The sequence below is a fragment of the Streptomyces sp. NBC_01190 genome (assembly GCF_045039895.1).
Classification (GTDB): Bacteria; Actinomycetota; Actinomycetes; order Streptomycetales; family Streptomycetaceae; genus Actinacidiphila.
In genome coordinates this window covers 4,060,518-4,080,888 of the sequence record NZ_CP108580.1, presented here as the reverse complement: position 1 = coordinate 4,080,888, position 20,371 = coordinate 4,060,518, and the positions used below count along the sequence as shown (strand labels likewise).

The window sequence follows — 20,371 nt, the reverse complement described above, 5'->3', positions numbered from 1 at the left end:
GACCGGACCGGAAGTCGTACTGAAGGGGGCGGCCCGCACACCATGTGCGGGCCGCCCCCTTTCGGCTTCCCCGGTACCGGGAACTGCCGGGATCTACCGCGTCAGCTCCACCGGCGGCGTCCGGTGCTGGTCCACCTTCTGCGTCCGCACCAGCTCGCCCCAGACGATGTAGCGGTAGCGCGAGGTGTAGACCGGCGTGCAGGTCGTCAGCGTGATGTAGCGGCCCGGCCTGGTCTTGCCCGACTCCTTCGGCACCTGGTCGGTGACGGCCACGTTGTACTTCGAGGTCTGGTCGAGGATCTTGTAGACCTTGTAGACGTACCAGGTGTCCTTGGACTCGAAGACGATCGGGTCGCCGTCCTGGATCTTGTCGATGTTGTGGAACTTGGCCCCGTGTCCGTCCCGGTGGGCGGCGAGGGTGAAGTTGCCGAGGCTGTCCCAGGGCATCGCGGCCGGGGTCGGGTCGGTGTAGTAGCCGGCCACGCCCTCGTTGAGCACCTCCGTCGAGGTGCCCCTGTCGACCAGGACCTCGTAGTGCTTGCCCATCGCCGGCACGTGCAGGAAGCCGATGCCGTTCTTGGTGTCCAGGCTGCCCGGCGACCCGGGGGCGGCGGCGCCGCCGCTCCCGGTGGGACCCTGCGCCCACTGCTCCCGCACCCGGTCACCGGCCTGCTTCTCATGGCGGTCGGCGATGACATTCGTCCACCACAACGAGTAGACGACGAAGAGGGCGAGCAGGACACCGGCGGTGATCAGGATCTCGCCGAGGAAACTGACGGTGGCCGCGACAGGCCCCCGCCCCGGAGGCTTGCTGCTCGTCACGCTGTTCCGTTCTACGTGGCCGGTCGGGGTGGCGGCCGGCTCGGCGGCGGGGGCCGGCTCGGCGGCTCCGGTCGGCACTAGCCCCCGACCAGCGCGTCGGGCTTGCCCTTGCTGCGCGGCCGTTCCTCGGTCAGTTTGCCCCAGACGATCAGCCGATTGGTGCTGGTGAACTCCGGCGTACAGGTGGTGAGGGTCAGATAGCGGCCGGGCTTGGTGAAGCCGGACCCGGTCGGCACCGGCTGGAGCACGCTGATGTTGGAAGGCGGGGTGGACGCCAGCGAGCTGGTGATCTCGTAGGTGTAGTAGGTGGTGGCCGTCTCGACCACCACCTTGTCGCCCGGCACCAGGTGGTTGATGTAGCGGAAGGGCTCGCCGTGGGTGTTGCGGTGGGCGGCGACCGCGAAGTTACCGGTCTTGTCCCACGGCATCGCGGTGGCCAGCGACCCGTCGTAGTGGCCGATCATGCCCTTGTCGAGTACCGAGCCCTTGTCGACGCCCTGCGCGATCGGCGCCTTGACGTCCAGCTTGGGGATGTACATGATCGCGAAGCCCTGGCCCGCTGAGAAGGTGCCGGCCGCCCGGCTCGGGTCGGAGGTGCCGGTGTCCCACTGCTGTTCCAGCTTGTTGGAGGCGCTGTTGGCCTGTTGATGGGCCCGGACGTTGGTCCACCAGAGCTGGTAGGTGACGAAGAGCAGCATGATGACGCCGGTGGTGATGAACAGCTCACCGACGACGCGGCTGATGACGACCGAGGGACTGTCCTTGGCCGCCTTGGCGGCCCGGCGCGCCTCGATCCGGCTGAGCGGGGCGGACGGCTCCGCCGGGGAGGCGTCGGCCGGTCCCGCGGTACGGCCCCGCGCCCGGTGGCCGCCGCCCTGCCGCGCGGCCTTCCGCCGGGCGGCCCGGCCGCCGTCCTCCGACGGGGAGGTCGGGGTCGCCGCGTCCTCGCCCCCCGCCAGCAGCGGGGTGCTCTCCACCGGGCCTACCGGGTCCACCGGGCTTGCCGGGCTTGCCGGGTCCACCCGGGCCGGGTCGGCCACCGGCTCTTCCGCCGGTTCCGCCGCCGGCCGCGTCGCCGCGGGAGGCGGCATCCGCACCACGGGAAGCTGCGTGGTCGCCGCGAGGTCGAGGTCGGGGTCCTGCCGGAGGGCTCGCCGCCTCCGTACGGTCTCGGGCGGCTCGAAGGCTTCCGGGGGGACGTCCGGTACGGTCTCCGGCGGCTGGAAGGCCGCCGGCGGTACGTTCTCCGGCAGTTCGTGGACCGCCGGCCGTACCGGCTCGGGCGGTGCGAACGCCTCCGGCGCTCCCGCCGCCGAGCCGAACCAGGGCGACGCGCCGGACGGAGCCGAGGGGACGTCGGTGACGAAGGGCCTGGCGTAGAACGGTGCGGGCGGCTCCCGCCGCTGCGCCTGCGGAGCCGGCCGCTCCCGTACCTCGGGGACCGCCGATGGCCCCCGCTCCTCGTTTTCGTCGTCGGGGAGCTTGGGGAACTCGGGGAGCGCTGGGGGTTCCGGGGCCTCTGGGGGTTCGGGGAGCTCGGGGGGTTCTGCGGGGAGGTCGGGCGGCTCCTCCCGGACCACCGGCGGACGGCCGGGCAGCGGGTCGTTCAGGGGGTCGTCGAGTTGCTGCACGACAGCGGCGAACTGCCCGGTGTCCTCATAGGACATCGGGCCGTCGGCGGGACGCTCCGGTCGGAGCGTGGTCACGCCCCCGCCCTCCCCGTGAGCCCGCCCGCCCCGACCACCGGGGCGAGGCCGCGGGAACGGTCCACCGCCTCCAGGTCACCGCATTCGGCGAGCCAGTTGGCCAGCATCAGGTGGCCCCATTCGGTGAGCACCGACTCGGGATGGAACTGCACGCCCTCGACGGCGGCGTCCCGGTGCCTGAGTCCCATGATGATGCCGTTGTCGGTCCAGGCGGTGACCCGCAGCTCATCGGGCAGGCTGTCCCGTTCGACGGCCAGTGAGTGATAGCGGGTGGCGGTGAACGGCGTCGGCAGCCCGGCGAAGACCCCGGTGCCCTCGTGCGTCACCGGCGAGGTCTTGCCGTGCAGCAGCTCGGGCGCGCGGCCCACCACGCCACCGTAGGCGACCGCCATCGACTGCACGCCGAGACAGACGCCGAAGACGGGCACCGCGGTTTCCGCGCAGTGCCGGACCATGTCGACGCAGATCCCGGCCTCCTCGGGGGTGCCGGGGCCGGGCGAGAGCAGCACGCCGTCGAAGCCGTCCTGGGCGTGCGCGAGTTCGACCTCGTCGTTGCGCAGCACCTCGCACTCGGCGCCGAGCTGATAGAGGTACTGGACGAGGTTGAAGACGAAGCTGTCGTAGTTGTCGACGACAAGGATTCGAGGACTCATAGGGACGCTGCCACCCCGCTCACGGCGGCCATGCCGCTGTTGTTGTTGTCGACGGTCACCTGGTTGAACGGCAGCAGCGGCTCGGCCCATGGGAAGACGTACTGGAACAGAAGATAGACGATGACGAGCGCCAGCACGACCGAGGTGAACGACCTCACCCACGCGTTACCTGGCAGGTGCCGCCAGATCCAGCCGTACATGCGCTGCCTTCCTTCTCAGTCCCCGCAACAGAGTAAAGGGCGATCGGTCTTACCGGGGGTTCCGCTGGTCAAAGCTTCGGCTTCGGTTCATCTCCCGTTGCCGGACCACAGTTGACCCATTCCTCATACACAGGTGAATCACAGCCGAATCGCACCTCGGTCACTGACCGCTCACCGGCTTGGCGTAGTGAAGATCGACCGAGCCCGCGTAGCCCGGGAGGGTGGTCCGGCTCTGCGCCGCCACCTTCCAGCCGAGGCCGTACGCGCGGACGTACTGGAGGTAGTTCTGGATGGCCGGGCTCTTGTCGAGGGCCTGCCGCAGCTTCGTACGGTCGCCCACCGCGGTGATCCGGTACGGCGGGGAGTAGACCCGGCCCTGGAGGATCAGGGTGTTGCCGACGCAGCGGACCGCGCTGGTGGAGATGAGGCGCTGGTCCATCACCCGGATGCCCTGGGCGCCGCCCTGCCAGAGCGCGTTGACCACGGCCTGGAGATCCTGCTGGTGGATGACGAGGTCGTTGGGCTGCGGGTCGGGGACGCCCGGGACCAGGGCGGTGGCGTTGGGCGGAGCGTCGTCGAGGGTGACGTCCAGGGCGGCGCCGGTGAGCGGCTCGGTGCCGGCCGCCGCGGCGAGGGCGTCGATCCGGGCCCGCTCGGCGGGGGAGAGGCCGCCGCCCTGGCGGGCCAGCCGGTCGACGTCCTGGCGGACCCCGGCGACCTGCGCCTCGAGTCGCCCGTTCTGGCCGCTCTTGGCCCGGACGTTGTCGGAGAGCTTCGGCAGCGGGTCGTCGCTGCGGATGTCGACGCCCTTCGCGGTGTCGAAACTCGTATAGAAGATCAATCCGGCCAGCGCGAAGACTCCCGCGCTGAGCACCCGCAGCGCTACGGTGCGATGGACAGACCGGGAAGAAGAAGCGGTGGGGGTGGTGCCACCGGTACTGGTCACCAAATACCCTGTCTCCTTAACAACCCGAGGAAGCACTACGCTAACGGACGCCCGGAAGCGGTAGTGCCGCCACTGGCATCCATCCGCCCGGCTCGACCCCGACACCCGCGCGGTTACGCAGCGCATCGACAGGAGAGTTCCTCGTGCCGAAGTCACGGATCCGCAAGAAGGCCGACTTCACCCCGCCCCCGGCCAAGACCGCCACCGCCATCAAGCTCGGCACCCGCGGCTGGGTGGCGCCGCTGATGCTGGCGTTCTTCATCGTCGGCCTCGCCTGGATCGTGCTGTTCTATGTGACCCAGGGCAGTCTGCCGGTGGACGCGCTGGGCAACTGGAACATCGTGGTCGGTTTCGGCTTCATCGCGGGCGGGTTCGTGGTCTCGACGCAGTGGAAGTAGGGGCCCCGACGCCGGTGGGCGACGGCCTCCGGCCTGGGCCCACAGGTTTTTCCACACAGTTATCCACAGTGGGGAAAAGGTCGGAAGATCTGTGGATAACCTCTACGAGGTTGACGCCGGTACGATCGGCGACAAGACCGGTGGCAGCACGGCGGCCACCGGTCTTTCGTTGATCTTGCAGGGAAAACGTGGATCGGTGACCATCCACACCACCCGACCCACCAGTTGTGCACAGGTCGCGGCGCTACCCCCATACGTTGTGGATAACGTCTGATCAACGCCAGCGGACACGGCCGCTAGGATGTGACCTGGGCCACAGCGATCGCGCTCACCACCAGTGCGGCGACCAGCACCGCGGCGGATGTCCCCCACTGCACCAGCGCCCGGCGCTCGCGCGGCGCGTACGCCATACCGATGGCGACCAGCGTGCCGCCGACCAGCCCGCCCATGTGCCCCTGCCAGCTCACCCCGGTCCAGGTGAAGCTGAAGACGATGTTCAGCACGAGCAGGGCCAGGATCGGGCGCATGTCGTAGCGGAGCCGCCGCATCAAGACCGCCGTCGCGCCGAAGAGGCCGAAGATCGCGCCCGAGGCACCGAGGGTGAGCGCGTCCGGTGCGAGCAGCAGCACCGCGGCGCTGCCGGCGATCGCCGAGACGAAGTAGAGGACCACATAGCGGCTGCGGCCCAGCATCCGCTCCAGCGGGGCACCGATCCACCACAGCGACAGCATGTTGAAGCCGATGTGCCAGTACTGCTGATGCAGGAAGGCCGAGGTCACCAGCCGATACCACTGGTCGGGCCCCTGGGCGACACCGATGCACACCTGGCCGCCGGTCGGGTCGTTGCCGCAGAGCGCGTACAGCCCCAGATCCAGCGCGATCCGGTTGCCGACCGCCTGGACCAGCAGGAAGACCGCGATGTTGAGGCCGATGAGGATCTTCGTCACCAGGAACGGGTCCGCGGCCACCGAGCCGCCGGCCACCGTACGGGGCTGGACCCGCGCGCTCGACGCCTGTTCGACGCACTCCCGGCACTGGAAGCCGACCGACGCGTTCACCATGCACTCGGGGCAGATCACCCGGTCGCAGCGGGTGCAGTGTATGCCGCTCTCCCGGTCCGGATGCCGGTAGCAGGTCACCTGCTGCTGGTCCATGTGACGTCCCAATCCCCTGCTGATCCCCTGGCGCGAATGCCGTCGAAACGCTCACGCGCCCCGCCCACTGACTACGTGCGGACGGGGCGCTGTGTTCCCGAAGCGTACGGGATCACGCGCTCCCGGCGGCGTACGGACCCGACTGGACCAGCAGGGGCGCCGGGGATCAGGCGCCCTGCTGGTCCAGCCGGACGGAACTGTCGCGCTTCTCCACCACCACGGTGCTGATGACCACTTCCTCCAGCGGACGATCGGTCCTGGGGTTGGTCGGCGCGCTGAGGATCGCGTCCACCACCTTCTTGCTGGCGTCGTCGGCGACCTCGCCGAAGATGGTGTGCTTGCGCGACAGCCAGGTGGTGGGGGCGACGGTGATGAAGAACTGCGAACCATTGGTGTGCGGTCCCGCGTTGGCCATCGCCACCAGATAGGGCCTGTCGAAGGCGAGATCGGGGTGGAACTCGTCGGCGAACTCGTAGCCCGGGCCCCCCGTGCCGTTTCCGAGCGGGTCGCCGCCCTGGATCATGAAGCCCGAGATCACCCGGTGGAACACCGTGCCGTCGTAGAGCCTGTCATGGGACGGCTTGCCGGTGCGCGGGTCGGTCCATTCGCGGGTGCCCTCGGCGAGGCCCACGAAATTGTCCACGGTCTTGGGGGTGTGGTTCGGCAGCAGCCGGATCACGATGTCCCCGTGGTTGGTCTTCAGGGTGGCGTAGAGCTGCTCGGCCACGATCTACCTTCCATAGTCCTCACTGACAGGGCACAAATCCTTTCACGCCCCGGCGGTCGACCGCCGGGTTCCCCGCGATCACAGGCGCTCCTACCTCCGGAAAGGGGCTCTCTGACCCTTATGCCGTGCCGCGCATGCCGTAAGACGTCCGGCCAGGCATGATTTCAAACCGGGTGGACAGGCGGAAAACGTACGCCACCGAGGAGGAGGTTCCTGTGACCCGCATTGACAGCGTGCGCCACGCGGCTGACGTGACCAAGGACAGCGTGCGGCACGCCGCGGAGGTGGCGGCACCGTACGCGAGCACGGCCAAGGACGGTGCCGTGCACTACGGCAAGCAGGCCGGCGTCTATGGCAAGCAGGCCGGGCTGTTGGCGAAGCAGCAGTACGACGCGAAGCTCGCGGATCGCGTCGAGCACGTGGTGGAGCAGGTGCGTGACCAGGCTGCCGCGGCCGTACCGCCTAAGGCCGCGACGGCGATCGAGACCGTGACCACCGCTACGAAGAAGGGCGCGAAAGCGGCCGCCGAGTACACCGCGCCGAAGGTCAGCACGGCGGTCGCCGCCACCCGCGCCAACGCTGGCCCGGCCAAGGACGAGGTGGTGCTGCGTGGCGGCGCCGCCCTTCAGGCGCTGCGGGGTTCGGTGTCCGCGGCGGACATCGAGCGTCTGGTGCGGCGGAAGATCCGCCGGCAGCGGACGGGCCGGGCGTTCCGGGGACTGGTCGTCATCGGGCTGGCCGGCAGCGCGGCGTTCGCGGCCGTCAAGTGGTGGAGCAAGCAGTCCAACCCGGACTGGCTGGTGGGTCCTGACGAGTCGGCCGAGCCCATGGAGAGCGACCGGGTCGCCACCAACGGCACCGGCACCCTGACGGTGGTCGACCCCATGGACGAGACGCTGGCCGCCGAGGCCGACGGATCGGTCAACGGGTCGGCGCCCCAGAAGAGCGCCGACGCCCTCGACCCGGAGGTGGAAGCGAAGCAGGCGGACGCCGCACGGCGGGACGAGGACCGCTGAGGCGGTTCTTGTCGAGTCCTCGGCACGGCGGGAGGGCGGTACCCCAAGGGGGTGCCGCCCTCCCGCCGTTGTGCCGCGGCCGCACGATCAGGCGAGGCCGCGCCCGGCACCAGGCACCAGGCACCAGGCACCAGGCACTCTTCAGCACGCCAGCCCGGCACCAAGAGCCGTCCACCGCACCGAAGAACATCCGATGTCACCCGTGTTCCACGTGGAACATGAGCCCGGAGCGTCCTATCTGCACCGCCCCGTAGCGCACACAGCCGCGCCCGCGACCAAAGCGCCCCCTGACAGGGATCCGGCGGGGTAACGACGCGGAGGGCGCACTGGCGGGCCGAATTGCGCGCCTCCCGCACGCCGGTGCGCTCGGGTAAATGGGTGACTTCCAGTCAAATCGATTGCCCCTGGATACCTCGGATGGGTCAATGAACTCATCCAAACCGGTGGGCCGCCCATCCCTCTCCGGGGGAGCGCGGCAACCGGCCCCGATCGCCGACTGTCCATGCTTGCACGGACCCAGACAGCGTTTGACGCCGTTCTGTCGCGATGGGCACCCCCGTAGAGGGCTGTTGGATCGTCAGCCGGTGTCACCACGACACCGGCTGACGTGGCCTCCGGTGCCACCCATGAGCCACCGCCTTTCCCAAGCCAGCCCTCCACTGCCGCGTTCCCAGGCGGCGCGGAGCGGTGAGTCGACAGTTTTCAGCGGGACTTATTCCGTCCGGGACGGGCGCGGCAGACCCTTCCCCACCGGTCCCGACGACACCTCCCGGGGAGTGGCATCAGTCCGATTCACGCGGCACTAGCAGGAGGACAACCATGCCTATCAGCCCGAATCAGGGGTCTACCGGCGGCGGCACGACCGTCACCATCACCGGCACCAACCTCAGCGGGACCACCGCGGTGCGCTTCGGCAGCAAGCTCGCCACCGCTGTCACCAACGTCTCGCCCACCCAGGTCACCGCGGTCTCCCCGTCCGGCGCCGGCACGGTCGGCGTGACCGTGACGACCCCTGGCGGCACCAGCAACCCGATCTCGTTCTTCTACGTCGGGGCGCCGTTCAAGTCCAATCTCAGCGCCAACTCGGGCGCCACCGCCGGCGGCGACACCATCCTCATCAACGGCACCGGCCTGTCGACGGCCACCAGCGTCGCCTTCGGCGCCAACGCGGCCACTCCGACCGTGGTGTCGGACAGTCAGCTCAGCGTCGTGGTGCCCGCGGGCGCCGCGGCCGGACCGGTGGGGGTCAGCGTGACCACCGCCGGCGGCACCAACAACGGCCTGACGTACACCTACATCGACGCGCCGACCGTCGCCACGCTCGTCCCGGCCAGCGGCCCGACATCCGGTGGCACCGCGGTGACCATCACCGGCACCAACCTGGACAGCACCACGCAGGTCGCCTTCGACGGCACACCGGCCCCCTTCTCGGTCATCAACGCGACCACCGTGTCGGCGGTCACGCCGCCCGGAGCCGCGGGCGCGGTGGACGTCACCGTCACCAACCCGGCCGGCACCGCCACCGACGTCGGCGCCTTCACCTATCTGGCCGGCCCCGGCATCTGATCCGCACGCGCGACAGCCCGCCGCACACCGCACTCAGCGGTGCGTCCCGCCGGGAGCCGCCGGCTCCCGGCGGGACGCACCCGCCCCGATCGACCACCGCCGCCCGGGACCGTCCGGGCGGCGGTGGCACAGGTGCAGGACCTTTCCCCTGAGGAGAACAGCCATGGAGACCCCGGAGAACCCACCGTCCAACGCCACCCGCCCACTGGCTGCCCTGGTGGCCCCCCTCATCACCGTGAGCCAACCCTTCTCGGGACTCGCGGGCACCACGGTCACCCTGACCGGCAGCGGCTTCACCGGCGTCACCTCGGTCACCTTCGCCGGTGTGCCCGCGACCTCGTTCACCGTGATCTCCTCGACCAAGATCACGGCGGTCGCGCCTGCCGGCTCGGGTACCGTCCCCATCGTCGTCACCACCACCGGTGGCGTCAGCAACGGCATCGGCTTCACCTATTCGATCCCCACCCCGGTGATCACCACGCTCTCGCCGAGCCAGGGACCGCCCGCGGGCGGCAACCTCGTCACCCTGACCGGCAGTGGCTTCACCGGCGCGACGGCGGTCCGCTTCGGAGCCACGCCGGTCGCCTTCACCGTGGTGTCACCTACCCAGATCACCGCCACCGCCCCCGCAGGCACCGGAACCGTCAACGTCACGGTCACCGCCCCGGGCGGCACCAGCGCGGGCGTCCCGTACACCTACGTCACCGCCCCCGTCATCACCACGGTCAACCCCGCGCAAGGACCGGTAGGCGGCGGAAACACCGTCACCCTCACCGGCAGCGGCTTCACCGGCGCCACCGCCGTCACCTTCGGCGCCACCCCCGCCACCTCATTCACCGTCGTGTCGCCGACCCAGATCACCGCCACCGCCCCCGCAGGCACCGGAACCGTCAACGTCACCGTCACCGCCCCGGGCGGCACCAGCAACAGCGTCCCCTACACCTACGTCACCGCCCCCGTCATCACCACGGTCAACCCCGCGCAAGGACCGGTAGGCGGCGGAAACACCGTCACCCTCACCGGCAACGGCTTCACCGGCGCCACCGCCGTCACCTTCGGCGCCACCCCCGCCACCTCATTCACCGTCGTCTCGCCGACCCAGATCACCGCCACCGCCCCCGCAGGCACCGGAACCGTCAACGTCACCGTCACCGCCCCGGGCGGCACCAGCAACAGCGTCCCCTACACCTACGTCACCGCCCCCGTCATCACCACGGTCAACCCCGCGCAAGGACCGGTAGGCGGCGGAAACACCGTCACCCTCACCGGCAACGGCTTCACCGGCGCCACCGCCGTCACCTTCGGCGCCACCCCCGCCACCTCATTCACGGTGCTGTCCCCCACCCAGATCACCGCCACCGCCCCCGCAGGCGTGGCCGGCGGGGTCCCCGTCACCGTGACCACCCCCGGCGGGACGACCCCCGGCACCGTCTTCTACTTCTACGTCGCCCAACCGACGCTCACCAGCGCGACACCCACGTCCGGGCCCACGGCCGGCGGCAACACCGTGACCCTCACCGGAACCAACCTCCTCACGGTGACCGCGGTCAACTTCGGTGTCACCCCGGCCACCTTCACCATCGTCTCCAACACCCAGATCAACGCGGTCGCCCCCGCCGGATCGGCCGGGACCAGCCCGATCACCGTGGTCACCGTCGGCGGTACGAGCAACGCCATCCCGTACACCTACGTGGCGGGCCCTGTCCTCACTTCGCTGATCCCCAACCAGGGCGCCGCAGCCGGGGGCACCATCGTGACCCTCACCGGGACCAATCTGACCGGTGCCACCGCGGTGCTCTTCGGCGGTGTCCCCGCCCCCTTCACCGCTGTCTCCGACACCCAACTCGTCGCCACCGCCCCCGCGGGGGCGGCGGGCCCGGTCACCGTCACCGTCGTCACCCCCGGCGGCACCACTGGCGGCCTCACCTTCACCCGCCTGGCGGGGCCGGATATCTGACCGGCGGCGGACGCGATCGGCGGCGGGCCGCACCGGGTCCGGATCGTACGGGTCCGGGCGGCCCCGCCCCCGTGTGCCACCTAGCCCGCGGTGATGCCCTCGCCGCCGACCGCGCCCGGCACGGTGACCGACCCGATCTGGGTCAGCGAGCCGTCGTGGCCGACCCGGAACTCGTCGACGACGCCCTGCGCGCCGGTCTGGGCGTAGAGGTTCCGGCCGTCGGGGGAGAGGGCGACGTCGACGGTGCCGGGGTCGGTGGCGGTCGCGCCGAGCGGGGTGAGCGTGCCGTCGGGCCGGACGTGGTAGCCGGACAGGGTGCCGCTGCCCGCGTTGGAGGCGTAGACCCCGCTGTCGGTGGCCACGATCCAGCAGGTGGCACTCTGTCCGGTGGCCACCCGGCCGAGCGAGGTGAGCGTGCCGTCGCGGTGCAGTGCGAAGGTCTCGACGGCGTTCGGCCCCGCCTCGGTGACCTGGAGGCGGCCGGCCGGGTCGAAGGTGAAGCCGAAGGGTACGGCGTCGGGGGTGGCGGTCACCACGGGGTGCGCCGCGGGCGCGCCGCGGTGGTCAAGCGCGAAGACGTCGATGGTGTTGGCGCCCGCCTTGGTGGTGACGACCAGCTTCGAACCGTCGGGCGTGAAGGAGATCTGGCCCGGGGTGTGGGTGAACTGCGGTGCGGCATCGGGGTCCAGGCCCAGTCCGCGGTGCCAGGAGTCGACGCCGGCCAGCCGCTGCCCGACCCGTACGAAGCCCTGCACGGAGCCGCCGCCCAGCGCGTTGAGCACCCATACCCGGTCGTTGTGGAAGGTGACGCTGACCGGGAAGTCGCCGCGGGTGGGGACGGTCTGCCGCCAGTGCAGGCGGTCGCCGTGCACCGAGAAGACGGTGAGGGTGTCGCTTCCCGCGTTGACCGCGTAGAGCAGCCCGGCCGCGCGGTCGTAGGCGAGCGATCCCTGCGCGGCCAGGTGATCCACTACCGAGCCCTCCAGTACGCCGCCGCGCCCGCCGGTCCCGTACACCCCGCGCCTGGTGAGGGTGCCCTCGGCGGAGCGGTGGTAGGCGACGACGGTGTTCGCGGCGGTGTTGTCGCTCTGGACGAACACCGCGCCGCTGTCCGTACGCGCCGGGTCGGCATGGCGCGGGGCGTAGGAGTTGGCGAAGGCGGCGGGACCGGCGAACAGGGTGGCCGCGGCGGCCACCGCGGCGCCGACCGCGGCGATACGGAGTGTGTGGACGGTCATGGTGCGGCTCCTTGACGGGGGCGGGATCGGGCGGGATCCGGCGAGATGGAGCGGGATCCGGCGCGTCCGGGCAGGCCGAAATGGCCGTCAACTCCCCGTGCGAGCTGGGAAGTTCTCGGCGCTGACGCGCTGCCGGACGGGTTTCACGCTAGCCCGCGTCGTACGGGTCGGCCCGGACGAATGCCGCGTATCACCCCGACGTCCCGGTTCCGTAAGAAGCGGCCACCCGCCGGGGGCGACGCCCGTATCCGGCGCCGTTTGTCGGGCCACCCGGCCGTTTGTGGGTCTGCCGAGCCGTTTGTCCGTCTGCCGGCCGTAGCGAGGGGCCCGGCGGTCGCGGGTGGCCCGGCGGAGGCGGGTCGCGGGTGGCCCGGCGGAGGCGGGTGGCGGGTGGCGGGTGGCGAGTGGCCCGGCGGTAGTCGGTGGCCGGCCGTAGCGCACGGCCCTGCCCTATCAGGTGGCCCGCTCCCCGCCGAACCCCCGCCGACGATCACGCCCGGCTGCCAGACTGAAGCCATGGATCGCGGTGGCTCCGGTGAGGACGTACGGAAGCGTCGAGAAGAGAACCTGGAACGCCTGATGCGGTCATTCCGGGCGAGCCCGGACCCGATGTACCAGTTGCGCTCCCCATGGCTCGCCCCCTGCGCCCTGGGCGAGGCCCACACCGTGGGCGGCTCCCTCCAAACGGTGACCCTCATCTACGGCTCCTGGGACCCCGACCAGCCGCATATCCGGGTCACCACCTGGCGGGACCTGCCGGGCCAGGACTTCACCCCCGACACACCCGCCGCACTGCTGACCGCCTCACCCGACGCGGTCACGGTCGACATCGACGGGCACCCCACCCCCGCCACCCTCACCCGCCTTCCCCCCGAAACCTGGTTGCTCCGCGCGGACCCCACCCCCCTCCACCACCTCCAAGCCTCCGGCCACGGCCCCCTCGGCGACCTCTCCTTCCACCCCCTGACCGACCTCGCCCCCACCCTCACCACCCGCCCCACCTCCCTCCCGCCCCACCACCCCAACCCGTAGGTAGCCGCCCCGGCGGGAGGCGGATGGCGAGCCGACGACCGCCCGACATCGTCGTCCGTTTCACTCAACGGTCAGTGCGGTGAGGTCGAGGACCATCGCGTCGTAGACGGGTGAGCCGGGGAAGGGCTGGGCCGTTGCTACCGCTTCGTAGCCCCAGCGTTCGTAGGTGGCGCGGACACGGGGGTGGGTGCGTTCGACCAGGAGTGAGGCGCGCGGGGTTCGGGGCGGGCGCGCATCAACTCGTCGTGGGGGTGCGGGCGATCCCGGCGCCTCGCCAGGGCTTCCTGACCATGATCTCGCACAGGCCGAACATGGTTTCGCCGACGCCGTAGTCATGTACAGCCGGGCTGGTGACCCTGGTCATGGTCCGCCACTCGTCCTCGGAATCGGGGCGCCCGTAGGCGTAACCGACGATCTCGTCACCGATCAAGCCGACCGCGCAGGCCCAGCCGGGGTGACGGGCGTGTCCGTCGAGGCGGGCGGTGAAGCGCGGCAGGGAGAAGAAGGGGTCGGTCCGCGCCTCGTGCGCGTACACCTCGGCGTAGACGTCGAGGAGTTGCTGCCGGAGGCAGGAGAATTCGGCCGGCGTGCGGTGGGTGACGGTCAGGACCTGCGGCGCGTTCATCGGATCGCGGCCCGGTATCGCTCCCCGAAGTCAGCGGCGGCGGGGGATGCCCCAGGCTGCCGCACGGCCTGGGCGAAGTCCGCCAGGTGCGCCGCCCAGCGAGGGCTCTGGACGGTCGGCAGAAGGTCGAGTGCGCGCTCTCCGGCCTGGAGTGCTTCTTCCTGGCAACCGGCAGCGAGGCAATTGCGGGCAAGCGAGACCTGCGTGGCGAAGCTGTTCCCGGCCGAACCCCACGGGCAGGAGGATGAGTGCGTCCACGTCGCGTTCGGCGGCGTCCCCGAACCGGCCCAGGTTGTAGTCGCACAGCGCCGCCTGCCCGGCCAGTTCGGCCGGACCGCAGAAGGCGATCCACGGCGTGGTCGTTGTGGGGGCTCGGTCGAGAGCCTGCTCCGCGCGGTGCAGCGACTGGCCGGTGCGCGAGCGTTCTCCGCCCAGGGAATGACCGAGAGCGACCCGAGCGTGCAGGAGCGCCGACAGCCGCGCGTCGCGTCGCGTGCGGGTGCGGTCCAGGGCGACGCGAGCCAGCGCCACGGCCTCGCCGCCGTGCCCGAGGTCGCACGCCTGCCGGGCCACGGTGGTCGTCACCGTGATCGACCGACAGCGGCGCAGGCTGTCTCTCTCCGGACGACAGGTCTCACCCGACTGCCGGTGACGCGGCCAGGCGCTGGAGCCGGGCTCCGGCCTGATGTGTACGGAATGCGTACCGGACGCCAACGGCCCCCTCACCCGCACTGGGTGAAGGGGCCACTGACCTGCACAAACACTGTGGAGCCTAGGAGATTCGAACTCCTGACATCTGCCTTGCAAAGGCAGCGCTCTACCAGCTGAGCTAAGGCCCCGCGTGGAGTAAAGCGTAGCGGGTCGTGGGGTGGGGGTGGAGCGGGGATGGGGGTCCATAGGATGGTTTGCGATTTCGCAGTCGCAAACGGGAGGGTTGATGGAGGGGTCGGGTGGGCCGGAGGCCGGGCCAGCGGTCGGGGCGGGGCCTGGTGAGCCGAGGACGGGGTTCGGTGGCCCGAGCGGCGGGGCGGCGTCGGGTGGGGCGAGGCCCGGTGGGCCGGCAGTCGGCGCCGGGTCGGGCGGGCCGACGGGTGAGCTGGCGGATGGGGCGGGGCCTGGTGGGGCAGCAACCGGGGCGGAGGTGGGCGGGGTGAGCGGCGGGGCGGGGGCCGGTGGGCGGGGGGTAGGAGCCAGGGAGTTGCAGCGGGGGTGGTACGGGGAGCCGTTGGGGGATCTGTTCCGGCGGCTCATCGGGGACCTCGGGCTCAATCAGGTGCGGCTCGCCGGTGTGCTGGGGCTGTCGGCGCCGATGTTGTCGCAGTTGATGAGCGGGCAGCGGGCGAAGATCGGCAATCCGGCGGTGGTGCAGCGGCTCCAGGCGCTCCAGGAGCTGGCGGCCGAGGTGGCCGGGGGCCAGACCGAGGCGCTGGAGGCGGCCGCGCGGATGGCCGAGATCCGGGAGTCCGCGGGGACATCGGTGCTGAGTACGACGCATTCCACCGCGGTGGCGGGGGCCGGGGCGCCCGCGCCGCCTCGGCAGGTGGTGCGGGGGATCCAGACGGTGCTGCGGTCGATGGCGTCGGCCGACGAGATCGAGGGCGCGGCGGACGCCCTCGCGCCCGGCTACCCGCACCTGGCAGAGTTCCTCCGTGTGTACGGCGCCGGCCGCACGGGCGACGCCGTCGCGCACTACGAAGCGCACCAGGACTGAACGGACCCGAACGGCTGAGGGGGCGGACGGCACACCATGGGCGAGGTCTTCGCGGGCCGCTACGAGCTGGTGGACCCGATCGGGCGGGGCGGGGTCGGCGCGGTCTGGCGCTCCTGGGACCACCGGCGGCGCCGCTACGTCGCGGCCAAGGTGCTCCAGCAGCGGGACGCCCACGCGCTGTTGCGGTTCGTCCGCGAGCAGGCGATGCGGATCGACCACCCGCATGTGCTGGCCCCGGCGAGCTGGGCCGCGGACGACGACAAGGTGCTGTTCACCATGGACCTGGTGTGCGGCGGTTCGCTCGCGCACCTGGTGGGCGACTACGGCCCGCTGCCGCCGCGCTATGTGGTGGTGCTGCTCGACCAGTTGCTGGCCGGGCTGTCCGCGGTGCACGCCGAGGGCGTCGTCCACCGGGACATCAAGCCGGCGAACATCCTGCTGGAGGCGACCGGCACCGGCACCCCGCACATACGCCTCGGGGATTTCGGGATCGCCATGCGCACGGGGGACGCGCGGCTCACCGAGACCGACTACGTGGTCGGCACCCCCGGCTACTTCGCACCCGAGCAACTCATCGGCAGCGAACCCGACTTCCCCGCCGATCTCTACGCGGTCGGGCTGGTCGCCCTCTATCTGCTCGGCGGCCAGAAACCGGACGCGGAGGCGATCAAGGAACGTTTTCTCGCGGTGGGTACGCCGTCGGCGCCGGTGGGCGTACCCGAGCCGCTCTGGCAGGTCATCGGGGCGCTGCTGCAACCGGACCCGCACGCCAGGTTCCGTACCGCGACCGGCGCCCGCAAGGCCCTGGCCGCCGCCGCGGAACTGCTTTCCGAACCCCCGGCGGGCGAGGAGCCGGTGGAGGTCTTCGACCAGGTGGGGCCGCTGCCGGAGGGCTTCGGCCCGCAGGGTCCGCTGGTGGCGGCGGCGCCCCGGTCCCCGTCGACGGCCCCGGCCGGCGATCGCGCGCCGCACCCGCCCCGGCCCGCACCCCCGCGCTCCAAGGGCCGGCACGCGGCGCCGCTCCCGGCGTACGAGCCGCTGACGCACACCAGGACCAGGGCAGACCCGGAGCCGCATGCCCTGCCCCTGCCGGAGGCGCAGCCGGAATCACCGCCGCAGTCGGCCGCCGCCGCATCCCCGGCCGGGCACGCGCACCCGCCGCAGACGCCGCTGTCCGTTGGCGGGGCGAACGCCGGGCCGGCCGAACCGCAGCCGCAGAGCCCGTCCCAGCCCCATCCGCTGCCGGCGCCGCTGGACCCAGGGCAGACCCCGGCGGCCCAGCCCCCCCTCGCCGCGCCCCCGCCCACCCTGCCGCTCCTCGCGGCCGACCCCGTGGCCCCCGCCGCCCGGCGCACAGCGGGCCCACCGGCGAAGGTGGCCGTCCCGCTGCTCGTCCTGGCCCTGATCTGCTTCGCGGTCGGCATCGCCGCGCTGCTCGCCTCCTGAGCCGACGAGGCTGACGGGAGCCGGCTGGAGCCGACCGGAGCCGACCGGAGCCGACAGGGGCCGACGAGCCGGCTGCCCGAACCGAAGGCCCGAAAAGCCGAAGGCCCGAAAAGCCGACGATCCAACGGCCCAACCGCCGCCCATCACAAGCCCCCGCCAGCTCCCATAACCCTCACCCCGCCCGCCGCCCCCCGAGCCCCGACCCCGGCGGCACCGCGTCGGCTGTCCCCCGGCCCGGCCGCCGCCACCCCGCCGTCACGTACCACGCACCCAGCACGAGCAGCAGCACCGTGCCCGCGCCCATCGCCCCGAAGGCGAAGACCCGCAGCGGGCTCTCGGCCGGCGGACCGGCCCCCGCCGCCGTCCCGTTGGCGGCGGACAGATCGCGCGCGTGCACGCCGATCCCGGCCGCCCCCGGGTCACCGGCGTAGGCGGGCGCCGGCCGCGCGTCCCCGCTGACGTCGATCCGCAAGGTGACCGGCACCGCGCCGCTCACCGCCTTCGCCACGTCCGGGTGCACGGAGACCGCGAGGTAGTACCAGCCCGCGTAACGGACCCGCGCGACCTGCTCGTCGTCGGCCGCGCGGTTGGCGTACGCGACGGGCGCGAGCTGTTCGCCGATCGAAGCGGGGGCGCCCTGGTACGCCTTGGCGTCGCCGTCGACGAACTCCCGGACCGGGCTGTAGACGGCGAGCCGCACCCCGGAGCCGATGTAGACGGAGCTGTCGGTGATCCGGGCGCTGGAGAAGTCGGCGAAGACGGTTGCCCGTTGGCCCCAGTCGACCGGGATCTTGTAGAAGCGGGTCTCGCCCGGCAGCACCCGGCCCTGCCAGATGCCCGTCTTGACGGCCGCCGCCGTCTCGAAGCCGGTGCCGCCCTCGGCCTGCCGGGTGGTGCCGGTGGTGAGCGGCGTCGGCGAGGCGGTGCCGGTCGCGCCCGGCGCGGCGCCGAGGTCCGGCGGGGTCCCGGCGCCGGACTTGAGCGGCGGTTCCCGTACGTAGCGCAGCTCCAGCGGCCAGGGGCCGGGGTCGGAGGTGGCGTCGCTGGTCCGGTGCACCTGGAGGGTGTACTGGTTGGCGTCCTGGCAGGAGGAGCCCACGCCGATCAGCCGGGAGACGGCGGTGCCGATCGGCCGGGCGTCGCCCTCGTCCCCGAAGTGGGCGTTCTGGCTGTCGCACCGGGAGCCGTCGGCGCTGAGCAGTTCGAGTTCGACGCCGTCGCCGTAGGAGACCCGCGCACCGGGCGCGGGCACGGCGAACGCCGAGGCGTAGGCGGAGGAGGCGGCGTCGAGCGCGATGCCGTAGAACTTGGTCTGGCCGGGGGCGATCGTGTCGCGGTACGTGACGGCGGGGGCCATCGCGGGGGCGTCGGCGGTGGTGGCGGCGCCGGCCAGCGGCTTGCCCTGGAGCTGCCATGCCGCGGGGGCGGCCCGCGTGGCGGAGGTGACCGGGCCGGGCGAGGTGGTGGCCGCGCCGTCCGCCACCGCCTGCCCCTGGAGCGCCGCCAGCGCCAGCACGGCCGCCGTCGTCGCCGCTACGGTGAACGCCGTCCGCCTCATATGCCGCCCCTGTCCGTACGGGTCCGTATCCGCCGTACCAGCGCCGCCACGGCGAGCCCGGCGAGCGCCACCGCCCCGCCGCCGCCCGCCGCGATCCAGTCCTTGCCGGTGACCCCCCGGACCTCGGCGCCGACGGGGCCGGAAGCCGAGGCCCCGGCGTCCGCCGCCTTGGCGCCGGCCGAGCTGCCCACGGCAGCGGGCGTACCGGTCGAACCGCCGGCGGCGCCCTTCCCGGCCGCGCCGGCCCGACCACCCACCGCCGGCGCCCGGTACTGCGGCCCCGCGAGCTCCTGCCCGCTCACCCGCACCCGGAGGACGAAGCCGACCTCGGTGTCCGCCGGCAGGTGGGGCGTGCCCGGGCCGAGGCCGACCGCGATCCAGTAGTCACCCGCCTGACGTACCTCGTGCGCCGCGCTGTCGTCCACCCAGCGGTTGGTCCAGGTGACCGGGACCGTACCGAGGCCGACGGAGACCGGCGAGCCGTCGTAGAGGCGGTTGTCGCGGCCGTCGGAGGCGTCGTGGACGAGGAGCCGGCCGGGTGCGTAGAGGGTGGTGCCGACGAAGGTGGGGTCGGCGCCGGACGCGGTGTCCGCGAGCGCCGGGTCGTTGGCGAACTCGGCGCTGTAGGTGAGCTGCTGGCCCCAGCCGAGCCGCACCTTGTAGTAACGGATCCGGCCCGGCCCTATCCGGTCCCGCCAGACCCCGGTGTCCAGCCGGGTCGCGTCGTTGAAGCCGGTGCCGCCGGTGATGTCCTTCGGGGCGCCGGTGACGGGGGCGGGCGGCGGGCCGTAGTCGGTCCGCGCGGCGGCCGGTACGGTGCCGGCCGGCAGCGGGGGTTCGGTGCCGTAGACCAACTCGACCGGCCAGCGGGCGGGGTCGGAGCCGGCGGCGGCGGTGCGGTGGACGGCGAGCAGATAGCGGCCGGCCCGGTCGCAGTCGCCCTCGTGCTTCTCGCTGGGGATCCGGCTGACCGCGCCGGTCAGGTTCATCGCGCCCTCGTCCTGCTGGAAGTGCGCGGATCGGTTGGCGCAGGTGTAGCCGTACGTGCCGGTGGTGATCAGCTTCAGCTCCAGGCCGTCGCCGAAGTCGGCGGCGGCGCCCGGGCGCGGGGCGGCGGTGACGGAGAGGTCGGCGGTGGAGACGGCGTCGAGCCGGACGGCGTACCAGCGGGTCTGACCGGGGTCGATGGTGTCGGTGTAAGTACCGGGGGCGAGCAGCGGGGCCTGGCCCGGCCGGGGGGCGCCGCTGGTCCCGGTGCCCTCGAAGCGGTAGTCGCCGGCGGCGGGCGGGGAGGTGTGGGCGGGGTGGCCGAGGGCGGCGGCCTGGGGGCCGGCGGCGAGTGCGGCGCCGGCCAGCGTTAACAGGGCCAGCAGGCGGAGGCGGGGGCGCGGGCGGCGGCAGGGTCGGGAGCGGTGCAGGGTGGGGCCGAGCGGGCCCCACGGGTCGGCCGGTCCTGGCAAGCCGCCTGCTCCTGGCGAGGCGCCGAGGCCGGCCCGGCCGCCCTGGTCCGTGCCCACGGCCCTACGTATCTTCCGTGTCCGTCGCGTCCGCCCGGTTCCGGCGCCGCCGCGCCCCGGCGGTGGTCTCCGTGCCATGGACGTCCCATCCCCTCGACC

18 protein-coding genes and 1 tRNA gene are annotated in these 20,371 nt (G+C 72.3%); 7 read left to right on the top strand and 12 right to left on the bottom strand.

Annotation, left to right across the window (positions count from 1 at the left end; all coding sequences use genetic code 11):
- Window positions 1-93: 93 nt before the first annotated feature.
- The 5 genes from OG519_RS16995 to OG519_RS16975 form a co-directional block, all read right to left on the bottom strand.
- Entirely contained in the window at window positions 94-822 is a 729-nt protein-coding gene (locus OG519_RS16995) for a class E sortase (protein WP_405584231.1), read from the bottom strand.
- Between the two features lie 77 nt (window positions 823-899).
- Window positions 900-2,528 (bottom strand): class E sortase, encoded by a 1,629-nt coding sequence (locus OG519_RS16990; protein ID WP_405584229.1) that lies wholly within the window; start codon window positions 2,526-2,528, stop codon window positions 900-902.
- On the bottom strand, window positions 2,525-3,181 hold the full coding sequence (locus OG519_RS16985) for an aminodeoxychorismate/anthranilate synthase component II (protein ID WP_405584226.1): 657 nt from the start codon (window positions 3,179-3,181) through the stop codon (window positions 2,525-2,527). The genes OG519_RS16990 and OG519_RS16985 overlap by 4 nt, the downstream gene beginning before the upstream one ends.
- Window positions 3,178-3,381 carry a hypothetical protein gene (locus OG519_RS16980; RefSeq protein ID WP_405584223.1) on the bottom strand — a complete coding sequence of 68 codons (204 nt, stop codon included), beginning with the start codon at window positions 3,379-3,381 and terminating at the stop codon, window positions 3,178-3,180. Before OG519_RS16980 ends, OG519_RS16985 begins: the two co-directional genes overlap by 4 nt.
- A gap of 160 nt (window positions 3,382-3,541) precedes the next feature.
- Window positions 3,542-4,327 (bottom strand): DUF881 domain-containing protein, encoded by a 786-nt coding sequence (locus OG519_RS16975; protein ID WP_405584221.1) that lies wholly within the window; start codon window positions 4,325-4,327, stop codon window positions 3,542-3,544.
- 143 nt (window positions 4,328-4,470) lie between these two features.
- Here OG519_RS16975 and crgA point away from each other — a divergent pair, with 143 nt between their 5' ends.
- Window positions 4,471-4,725 carry a cell division protein CrgA gene (gene crgA, locus OG519_RS16970; protein WP_405584218.1) on the top strand — a complete coding sequence of 85 codons (255 nt, stop codon included), beginning with the start codon at window positions 4,471-4,473 and terminating at the stop codon, window positions 4,723-4,725.
- A 296-nt stretch (window positions 4,726-5,021) separates the two neighbouring features.
- On the opposite strand, the gene OG519_RS16965 is transcribed toward crgA, so the two are convergent.
- Both OG519_RS16965 and OG519_RS16960 read right to left on the bottom strand, forming a co-directional pair.
- Window positions 5,022-5,879 (bottom strand): rhomboid family intramembrane serine protease, encoded by an 858-nt coding sequence (locus OG519_RS16965; protein WP_405584216.1) that lies wholly within the window; start codon window positions 5,877-5,879, stop codon window positions 5,022-5,024.
- 166 nt (window positions 5,880-6,045) lie between these two features.
- On the bottom strand, window positions 6,046-6,606 hold the full coding sequence (locus tag OG519_RS16960; protein ID WP_405584214.1) for a peptidylprolyl isomerase: 561 nt from the start codon (window positions 6,604-6,606) through the stop codon (window positions 6,046-6,048).
- 215 nt (window positions 6,607-6,821) lie between these two features.
- On the opposite strand from OG519_RS16960, the gene OG519_RS16955 reads away from it, so the two are divergent.
- From OG519_RS16955 to OG519_RS16945, 3 genes are all read left to right on the top strand, one after another.
- Entirely contained in the window at window positions 6,822-7,622 is an 801-nt protein-coding gene (locus tag OG519_RS16955) for a DUF5324 family protein (RefSeq protein ID WP_405584211.1), read from the top strand.
- 819 nt (window positions 7,623-8,441) lie between these two features.
- Window positions 8,442-9,188 carry an IPT/TIG domain-containing protein gene (locus tag OG519_RS16950; RefSeq protein WP_405584208.1) on the top strand — a complete coding sequence of 249 codons (747 nt, stop codon included), beginning with the start codon at window positions 8,442-8,444 and terminating at the stop codon, window positions 9,186-9,188.
- A gap of 163 nt (window positions 9,189-9,351) precedes the next feature.
- On the top strand, window positions 9,352-11,145 hold the full coding sequence (locus OG519_RS16945) for a beta strand repeat-containing protein (protein ID WP_405584205.1): 1,794 nt from the start codon (window positions 9,352-9,354) through the stop codon (window positions 11,143-11,145).
- A gap of 80 nt (window positions 11,146-11,225) precedes the next feature.
- Here OG519_RS16945 and OG519_RS16940 read toward each other — a convergent pair whose 3' ends face one another.
- Window positions 11,226-12,383: a lactonase family protein gene (locus OG519_RS16940; protein ID WP_405584202.1), complete on the bottom strand. Its 1,158-nt coding sequence runs from the start codon at window positions 12,381-12,383 to the stop codon at window positions 11,226-11,228.
- A gap of 516 nt (window positions 12,384-12,899) precedes the next feature.
- On the opposite strand from OG519_RS16940, the gene OG519_RS16935 reads away from it, so the two are divergent.
- On the top strand, window positions 12,900-13,415 hold the full coding sequence (locus tag OG519_RS16935; protein ID WP_405584200.1) for a hypothetical protein: 516 nt from the start codon (window positions 12,900-12,902) through the stop codon (window positions 13,413-13,415).
- Between the two features lie 235 nt (window positions 13,416-13,650).
- Here the strand turns inward: OG519_RS16935 and OG519_RS16930 are convergent, their stop codons facing one another.
- Both OG519_RS16930 and OG519_RS16925 read right to left on the bottom strand, forming a co-directional pair.
- A complete protein-coding gene (locus tag OG519_RS16930) occupies window positions 13,651-14,040 on the bottom strand; it encodes a hypothetical protein (RefSeq protein ID WP_405584197.1) in 390 nt (129 codons plus the stop codon).
- 766 nt (window positions 14,041-14,806) lie between these two features.
- Window positions 14,807-14,879 (bottom strand) — tRNA-Ala (locus OG519_RS16925).
- A gap of 311 nt (window positions 14,880-15,190) precedes the next feature.
- Between OG519_RS16925 and OG519_RS16920 the strand changes: the two genes are divergently transcribed.
- Window positions 15,191-15,751: a helix-turn-helix domain-containing protein gene (locus OG519_RS16920; protein ID WP_405584195.1), complete on the top strand. Its 561-nt coding sequence runs from the start codon at window positions 15,191-15,193 to the stop codon at window positions 15,749-15,751.
- 36 nt (window positions 15,752-15,787) lie between these two features.
- Window positions 15,788-17,197 carry a protein kinase domain-containing protein gene (locus tag OG519_RS16915; RefSeq protein WP_405584193.1) on the top strand — a complete coding sequence of 470 codons (1,410 nt, stop codon included), beginning with the start codon at window positions 15,788-15,790 and terminating at the stop codon, window positions 17,195-17,197.
- Window positions 17,198-17,369: 172 nt separating this feature from the next.
- Here OG519_RS16915 and OG519_RS16910 read toward each other — a convergent pair whose 3' ends face one another.
- Both OG519_RS16910 and OG519_RS16905 read right to left on the bottom strand, forming a co-directional pair.
- Window positions 17,370-18,755, bottom strand: coding sequence for a hypothetical protein (locus OG519_RS16910; protein ID WP_405584190.1), 1,386 nt, complete (start codon window positions 18,753-18,755; stop codon window positions 17,370-17,372).
- Window positions 18,752-20,272, bottom strand: a complete 1,521-nt coding sequence (locus OG519_RS16905) for a hypothetical protein (RefSeq protein ID WP_405584187.1) — start codon at window positions 20,270-20,272, stop codon at window positions 18,752-18,754. Before OG519_RS16905 ends, OG519_RS16910 begins: the two co-directional genes overlap by 4 nt.
- Window positions 20,273-20,371: the final 99 nt, after the last annotated feature.

What these genes read in the sequence shown, in the direction of transcription:
- OG519_RS16985 (WP_405584226.1), bottom strand. Translation starts at nt 3,181, where the DNA reads ATGAGTCCTCGAATCCTTGTCGTCGACAACTACGACAGCTTCGTCTTC.
- OG519_RS16980 (WP_405584223.1), bottom strand. Translation starts at nt 3,381, where the DNA reads ATGTACGGCTGGATCTGGCGGCACCTGCCAGGTAACGCGTGGGTGAGG.
- OG519_RS16965 (WP_405584216.1), bottom strand. Translation starts at nt 5,879, where the DNA reads ATGGACCAGCAGCAGGTGACCTGCTACCGGCATCCGGACCGGGAGAGC.
- OG519_RS16950 (WP_405584208.1), top strand. Translation starts at nt 8,442, where the DNA reads ATGCCTATCAGCCCGAATCAGGGGTCTACCGGCGGCGGCACGACCGTC.
- OG519_RS16945 (WP_405584205.1), top strand. Translation starts at nt 9,352, where the DNA reads ATGGAGACCCCGGAGAACCCACCGTCCAACGCCACCCGCCCACTGGCT.
- OG519_RS16940 (WP_405584202.1), bottom strand. Translation starts at nt 12,383, where the DNA reads ATGACCGTCCACACACTCCGTATCGCCGCGGTCGGCGCCGCGGTGGCC.
- OG519_RS16935 (WP_405584200.1), top strand. Translation starts at nt 12,900, where the DNA reads ATGGATCGCGGTGGCTCCGGTGAGGACGTACGGAAGCGTCGAGAAGAG.
- OG519_RS16930 (WP_405584197.1), bottom strand. Translation starts at nt 14,040, where the DNA reads ATGAACGCGCCGCAGGTCCTGACCGTCACCCACCGCACGCCGGCCGAA.
- OG519_RS16915 (WP_405584193.1), top strand. Translation starts at nt 15,788, where the DNA reads ATGGGCGAGGTCTTCGCGGGCCGCTACGAGCTGGTGGACCCGATCGGG.
- OG519_RS16910 (WP_405584190.1), bottom strand. Translation starts at nt 18,755, where the DNA reads ATGAGGCGGACGGCGTTCACCGTAGCGGCGACGACGGCGGCCGTGCTG.